The sequence below is a fragment of the Pedobacter sp. 01N416 genome (assembly GCF_056399685.1).
In genome coordinates, this window is the sequence record NZ_JBFTRT010000279.1 from 1 (window position 1) to 6994 (window position 6994).

The 6994-nt window shown below is 41.1% G+C and carries 9 protein-coding genes; 5 read left to right on the top strand and 4 right to left on the bottom strand.

The features are described from left to right. The 3 genes from AC1DND_RS15910 to AC1DND_RS15920 all read left to right on the top strand — a co-directional run. Positions 1-901: dihydrodipicolinate synthase family protein (locus AC1DND_RS15910; protein WP_477583042.1), on the top strand; the 901-nt coding region annotated here is incomplete at its 5' end. 37 nt (positions 902-938) lie between these two features. Continuing rightward, positions 939-2063 (top strand): galactose oxidase, encoded by a 1125-nt coding sequence (locus AC1DND_RS15915; RefSeq protein WP_477583044.1) that lies wholly within the window; start codon positions 939-941, stop codon positions 2061-2063. A 29-nt stretch (positions 2064-2092) separates the two neighbouring features. Next, the gene (locus AC1DND_RS15920; protein ID WP_477583046.1) at positions 2093-3325 is read left to right on the top strand and encodes an MFS transporter; all 1233 of its coding nucleotides are present in this window, start codon (positions 2093-2095) and stop codon (positions 3323-3325) included. Positions 3326-3565: 240 nt separating this feature from the next. Here AC1DND_RS15920 and AC1DND_RS15925 read toward each other — a convergent pair whose 3' ends face one another. The 3 genes from AC1DND_RS15925 to AC1DND_RS15935 are packed head-to-tail and all read right to left on the bottom strand — an operon-like array spanning position 3566 to position 5606. Next, a complete protein-coding gene (locus AC1DND_RS15925; RefSeq protein ID WP_477583048.1) occupies positions 3566-4072 on the bottom strand; it encodes a GNAT family N-acetyltransferase in 507 nt (168 codons plus the stop codon). Between the two features lie 2 nt (positions 4073-4074). Next, positions 4075-4686, bottom strand: coding sequence for an FMN-binding negative transcriptional regulator (locus tag AC1DND_RS15930; RefSeq protein ID WP_477583050.1), 612 nt, complete (start codon positions 4684-4686; stop codon positions 4075-4077). A gap of 29 nt (positions 4687-4715) precedes the next feature. Then, positions 4716-5606 (bottom strand): DMT family transporter, encoded by an 891-nt coding sequence (locus tag AC1DND_RS15935; RefSeq protein ID WP_477583051.1) that lies wholly within the window; start codon positions 5604-5606, stop codon positions 4716-4718. A gap of 91 nt (positions 5607-5697) precedes the next feature. Between AC1DND_RS15935 and AC1DND_RS15940 the strand changes: the two genes are divergently transcribed. Both AC1DND_RS15940 and AC1DND_RS15945 read left to right on the top strand, forming a co-directional pair. Continuing rightward, entirely contained in the window at positions 5698-6162 is a 465-nt protein-coding gene (locus tag AC1DND_RS15940; protein ID WP_477583052.1) for a GntR family transcriptional regulator, read from the top strand. Beyond that, positions 6134-6733, top strand: a complete 600-nt coding sequence (locus tag AC1DND_RS15945) for an aminotransferase-like domain-containing protein (RefSeq protein ID WP_477583054.1) — start codon at positions 6134-6136, stop codon at positions 6731-6733. The genes AC1DND_RS15940 and AC1DND_RS15945 overlap by 29 nt, the downstream gene beginning before the upstream one ends. A gap of 62 nt (positions 6734-6795) precedes the next feature. Here the strand turns inward: AC1DND_RS15945 and AC1DND_RS15950 are convergent. After that, positions 6796-6994 (bottom strand): hypothetical protein (locus tag AC1DND_RS15950; RefSeq protein ID WP_477583056.1); only part of this gene is annotated, 199 nt, incomplete at its 5' end.

Consider the following 6994-nt stretch of genomic DNA (forward strand, 5'->3'; position numbering starts at 1 on the left):
CGGCATAGTTGCTGCAACATTTGCGGCCTACCAGGCAGATGGTTCCTTAAATCTCATCATAATACCGCAACTAGTAGATAAATTGGTTGCTGATGGTGTGGCAGGGGTTTACATTTGTGGAACCAACGGAGAAGGACCAAACATGACTGTTGAAGAGCGGATAGCCATTGCAGAAGCGTACGTAAAAGCTGCAAATAAAAGGATTTTAGTATTGGTACATGTGGGGCACACTTCCATACAAGAATGTAAAAAGCTTGCAACCCATGCTGCGCAGATTGGTGCCGATGCATTTTCTTCTGTAGCCGCATTTTATTTCAAACCCACCTCGGTACAAAACCTGGTCGATTGTATGGCCGAAATCGCCTCGGCCGCTCCCGAACTTCCATTCTATTATTACCATATGCCTAGTTTAACTGGCGTTGGAATGGATATGGTTGAGTTTTTAGCACTCGGAGAGCAAAAAATCCCAAATCTTGCCGGCATAAAATATACGGCATCAACACTTCACGAGTTTCAAGCCTGTTTAAACTACAAGGATGGGAAATTTGAAGTATTATCTGGCTATGATGAGATGTTGTTAAGTGCTTTGGCAGTAGGTGCTATTGGTGCCATTGGTAGTACTTATACCTTTGCCGCACCGGTATACCTCGAAATAATCAAACTTTTCAGGAATAATGATTTAACTGCTGCCAGGGCATTACAATTAAAAGTGGTCGATTTTATCCGCTGCATTATCAAACATCCATCGATTGCGGCGCAAAGAGCGATTATGAAAATGATGGGTTATGATTTAGGAGATGCCCGGTTACCATTGGTACCACTTTCTTCTGATAAATTTATCGAACTTAAAGCCGATTTAATCAAAACTGGCTTTTTTGAGCTCCTCGAAAAATATAGGTAATGCTTATAAGCATGCAGATTTTCTATAGGCACATTATATGAAACACTTTAATACCTTACTTTTTTTAAGTTTTATGTTGATATCAACAGCAGGTTCTGCACAGATTACCAAAAAAACAAATCAATTTGCATGGGGAGAATTGCCAGCCATACCAGATAACTTCGGTTTTGCCGGTTCTTTTAGTGGAGTATCGGGCGATGCATTGATTGTTGCCGGAGGAGCAAATTTCCCAGATGGTGGTGCACCATGGTCAGGCTCAAAAAAAGTGTGGAGCGATAAAATATTTGTCCTTGATAAACCCAGCGGGAAATGGAAGGTAGCAGGCAAACTTCCTGAAGCTTTAGGTTATGGGCTCTCCATTTCCTGGGGCAAACAATTCATTTGCATTGGAGGAAGTAACGAGAAAGGCCATTCGGCAAAGGTTTATGCTATTCTTTACAAAGATAAAAGCATCAGCATTACTACGTTGCCAAATCTGCCTCAACCCATAGCAAATACCACGGGAGCAGTTTTAGGTGATGTTATTTACCTTGCAGGCGGACTCCTTACGCCGGAAGCTGATCATACCGCCAATGTTTTTTGGTCTTTCGATCTATCTTCTAAAGGAAAAAAACGGGTTTGGCATAAATTAGAAACCTGGCCTGGTCCTCCGCGGATGTTGGCTGTGGCTGGTGTTGCCGATCAAACCTTTTATCTATTCAGTGGAGCCGATCTGATCAAAAACAATAAAGGGGGCGTAGACAGACAATATCTAACGGATGCTTTTTGTTACAGCGCTGCTGATGGGTGGAAAAAAATAGCTTCTCTACCAAAAGCCATTGTAGCTGCGCCATATCCAGCCTACAACGCTCATCACAAATCATTGCTCATATTCGGTGGTGATGACGGCGTACTTGCTCCAAAAGCAGCTGTACTAAAAGAAAAACATCCTGGTTTTGCAGATGAAATATTAGCTTACGATGTAGAGAAAAACAAATGGTCGGTAGAAGGGAAAGTGCTAAAGAATATCAAAGCAGATGCGCAATCAAATCCCAATAACAGTACCTGGCCCGGGGTAACAAATACAATGGTGCTGTGGCGGGGAAATCTTGTTTTTCCGGGCGGAGAAGTAAGGCCTGCAGTAAGAACGCCAAAAGTGATCATAGCGAGACCAAAACAGTAAAATTATTTTAACAAGAGGAAAATCTAGAAATGACCGGTACAAAATCAAATCAATCATATTATGCCTGGGGCCTGGTTGCACTCCTTTGGATAGTGGCCTTTTTAAATTATTTCGATAGGATCATGATTACCTCTATGCGCGATCCTATAGTGAAGGAATTTGCCCTTTCTGATGCCCAGTTCGGGCTTTTAACTTCAGTTTTTCTTTGGTCTTATGGGATACTAAGTCCTTTTGGAGGTTTTTTGGCCGATAAATACAGTAGGAAAAAAGTAATTATATTCAGTGTTTCGGTTTGGTCGGCAGTAACCTTGTGGACAGGTTTTACTTCTTCATTTGAAGAAATGCTGGTTTCGCGTTTGTTTATGGGCCTAAGCGAAGCTTGTTATATCCCCGCGGCATTGGCACTGATTACTGACTATCATAAAGGAAAAACAAGATCACTTGCCACAGGCCTGCACATGAGTGGTCTTTATGCTGGTTTAGCATTGGGTGGCTTAGGTGGTTATATTGCCGAAATATGGGGCTGGAGATATGGTTTTCATATATTCGGAATTTTTGGGATTCTTTATTCGATCGTACTGTTGTATTATTTAAAAGATATTAAACATGAAACAACAGAAAATGAGGTAGAAGAGATAAAAAAGGAAACCATAAGTTTATTAGGCTCGGTTAAGATCCTGTTTAAAGAGCGGTCTTTTCTGGTGTTATTGTTTTATTTCAGTGTTTTGGGTACCGCAAACTGGCTGGTGTATGGTTGGCTGCCTACCTTTTTAAAAGAACATTTTCACCTCAAGCTGGGCGAAGCCGGAATTTCGGCAACAGGCTATATTCAGATCGGATCTTTTGTTGGGGTAATTTTTGGGGGGTATTTTGCCGATAAATGGTTTCTTAAGAATAAAAGAAGCAGGGTTTTTATGATCATTATCGGCTTTACTGTTGGCGCACCATTTTTATTCCTCATGTCGTCAACCACCGTGTTTGCAATAGCCATTATCGCTATGTTCTTTTTTGGTATAGCCAGAGGGATAAACGACGCTAATTTAATGCCCGTACTTAGGCAGATTGCCGATAGCAGGTACATTGCAACCGGATATGGTTTCCTTAATTTCCTGAGTACAATTATAGGTGGTTTAATGGTTTATGTTGGTGGCGCATTAAAAGATGCCAAGGTAGATTTATCTATTATTTACCAGGTTTCGGCGGTGATAATGTTGTTTGCAACATGGTCGCTATTTGCAATAAAAATTAAAAAAGAAGCTTAATCATGGATAACATCATCGGGCACATAATTTCCGTTATAAGGTGTAGCCTAAGGCAAGTGCTGAAATATCCTTTAAACGATTGCCACATACAAGAGGTTGTATCATAAAGGCAAATTTCACCTCAGATGATGTCATGTTGAGCTTGTCGAAACACCTTAAAGAATATTTAACGGGTCCTTCGACCAGCTCAGGATGACAAATCTATATTTGTGATACAACCTCTTAACGCTATATTCAGTATTAAATTTGCATCTCGAATAAACTAACTGGTTTATGATGATAATGTGCCGGAAGCTGATTAGTATTGCTTAGTTCGTATAGCCCCAAAAAATCAAATCCAAATTTTTGGTAATGCCGAATCAATCCCTTGTTTTCAYCAACGGTATCTAATCTAACAAAACGTTTACCATTTGCTTTGGCATATTCTTTTGCCCAGTTTATAATTGTACCCACCAGGTTTTGCCCCCTGAAATCAGGATTTGTAGCAATGCGGTGAATGTAAATGGCAGGGTCGAGGTTCTTTTCTTCCCATATCTGAGGGTCGCTAAAAGTAGTTGCCCAAATACAGGCTACCTGCCCATTAATAATTATTTTCCATTGCCTGTTTTCCTTAATCTCTGTTTCAATCAACGGGAGTTCAAACTTGGGCCAATGAACGCTATATTTCGTTTTCTGGAAATCGGTTGCAATTTCATATAAGCGGAAGATTTCTGTTATATCATGTATCGTACTATTTTCTATCTGCATGGTTATGGCTTTAGGTTTTTAATGAATGGAGCGAGTTCTCTTTCTACAGCGCTGTTGCTGTTTTCGAGGTGCGATACAATGTTTTTTCGTTCCTGTTCCGATTTGTTCTGGCTTAGTTTTTTYTTTCCCTGAAGATTGCTTACTTCTATTTCGAAAGCTACAATTCCCCGCATCATACCTTGTTTAAACTTTTCTGAAAGACTATCCCATTGTAAGAGATATTCTTTTTCATAATACAGAATCATTTCTTTTAGTGCTTGTTCTTTAGCTTCTTCATCGCTAATAATATTGGCTTTCCCATAAGCATGCACGCTAATATAATCCCATGTGGGTACACTTTCGTGTTTTTCGTAATGGCTGGGAGAGATATAAGCGTGTGGCTCGGTAAATATAATAAGCGATGTATACTGCTCAATATATTTCACCTGTTCATTGGCTTGCGCAAAGTGACCGCTAATCAATACCTTTCCATTTACCTCATTTACAACGAAAGGTAACTGAGTGGCTATGGGTAAATTATTGTAGCTGGTAATTATAGTGGCAAAGCTATATCTCTTCATAAAGGTAATTTGCTCACTTTGGTTATCAAACTTAAAACTATTGGATATCAACATTTTATTGTGTTTTTGAGGGTGGATTATGGTTATTTAGCAAACTTTTTTGAGCCCGCAACGCAAAGGATTACGCCCATCGTAATGGCTAGCATACCCATACTTACTTTTTCATGGAGCAGGGTAGTGGCAAGTGCCAATCCAAAAAAGGGCTGTAGGAGCTGGAGCTGTCCAACTGCTGCGGTTCCACCTTGTGCAAGCCCTCTGTACCAGAAAATAAACCCGATGAACATGCTAAAGAGCGAAATATAAGCAAGGCTCAGCCAGGCAGCGCTACCCACTTCAGCAAATGAAGCTGGTTGATAAATGAACATTAAAGGTAACATGAGTGGGAGCGAGAGCACAAGTGCCCAGGAGATTACCTGCCAACCACCCAATGTTTTAGATAGTTTTGCACCTTCTGCGTAGCCAAGCCCGCATAGTACAATTGCCAGTAACATTAAAATATCCCCGGTTGGCGCGGCGTTAATTCCCTGATAAATGGCGTAGCCAATCACCAGAAAGCTGCCTGCAATTGAGAAAAGCCAGAATATGGGCTTAGGACGTTCGCCTCCTCGTAAAACGGCAAAAGCGGCTGTAACCATAGGCAAAAGGCCTAAGAATACCAAAGAATGTGCTGAGGTGATGTGTTGCAAAGCAAGAGCACTTAACAAAGGAAAGCCGACTACTACACCCAATGCTACAATTCCTAGCGAGATTAAATGTTTGGTCGAGGGTCGTTTTTCTTTAAATGCAATTAATACCCCCAWTGCGAGCAGTGCAGCTATAGTGGCACGGGCAACGGTTACAAAAACAGGGCTCATATCCATTACCGCTAATCTTGTGGCTGGCATAGAGCCGCTAAAGATAAGTACGGCGATAAATCCGTTACGCCAACCACTCGAAATATGCGCTCTGTTTAGTTCAGTTCCTGTTTCTTTCATGTCTTTTCATTTCTTAAATCAAAGGTGCAAAGCTAAAAGCGATAAATACAGTATCAGTTTTGTATATTTGTATGGATACAGTTTGTTGATTATGGAGAAAGTTTACAGGTACAATGAAATAGCAAGCGGAATCGCCGCACAGATTAGAGACGGCATTCTGCGATCGGGAGATAAACTTCCTTCTGTTCGTATGCTCTGCAAAGAATATGCGGTAGGCATGAATACGGCAAAACGTGTGTTTTTGGAACTGGAAGCACAATCGTTGGTCGAGGCCAAACCACAATCTGGTTTCTTTGTAAGCAACCGTAGGGTAGAACGACTTCCATTACCTGCAGTTAGTAAACCTTCACTAATTGCAAATCATCATGAGCCGAGCGAACTGAGTAGCCAGGTGTATTCTAGCATTGGTCGCGATGATTTAACCCTTTTTTCAATTGGTGTGCCATCAGGCAGCCTGTTACCATTGGCAAAACTCAAAAAGGAGATACTTTATGCTACGCGGGCGCTTAAAGAAGGGGGAACAGAATATGAACCGCTTCAGGGCTCCGCTTATTGAAGATGATATTTATGGTGATCTTTATTTCGGCACCCAACGACCAAGATGTTGTAAATCATTTGATACAGAAGGTAATGTGCTTTGGTGTAGTGCAGTTTCGAAAACTTTGGCACCTGGATACCGCGTAGGTTGGGTAGCTCCTGGAAAGTATAAAGAAAAATTACTTAAATTAAAGCTTGTACATGCCCTTGCTTCAACTTCTGTTATTCATGAGGCCGTTGGCAATTTTCTAAAAACTGGTCGGTATGATCGCCATTTGCATCAGCTCCGTCGTACCTTACAGCAGAATTATCAGCATTTTATCGATGCGGTTACCGAATATTTTCCAGAGGGTACAAAAACAACCCGGCCGCAAGGTGGGCTGGCCATATGGATAGAATTTAATAAAGAAGTTGATGCTGTAAAACTCTATGAACTGGCAATGAAACAAAAAATCAGCATTGCCCCGGGCCCGATGTTTACGTTACAAGATCAATATCAGAACTGTATCCGCCTATGTATCGGCCTTCCATGGTCGGATGAGCTTAAATTTAAACTGAAACAATTGGGTAATCTGGCAAAAATGATGTGACCGAATAATGGCACGCACTAAAGTTAGGGGCAATTAGCTCAATGCCGATACGCTATGATTGATTAAGGATTTACATTCTCTGACTCAGGAGTGCTCGGCGTTTCGCCTAAGGGCGTTATTCCGCAAGCTGCCCATATAAATTTAAAAATATTTAGGAACTCGCATTGGATATCCCTGTCAGATTGTATTTCGTTCTCCATATTGTACCGCTTTAATCTATTTATTGAAACATAGAAAGGCTGGTTTTGTGTTAGCGAAGGT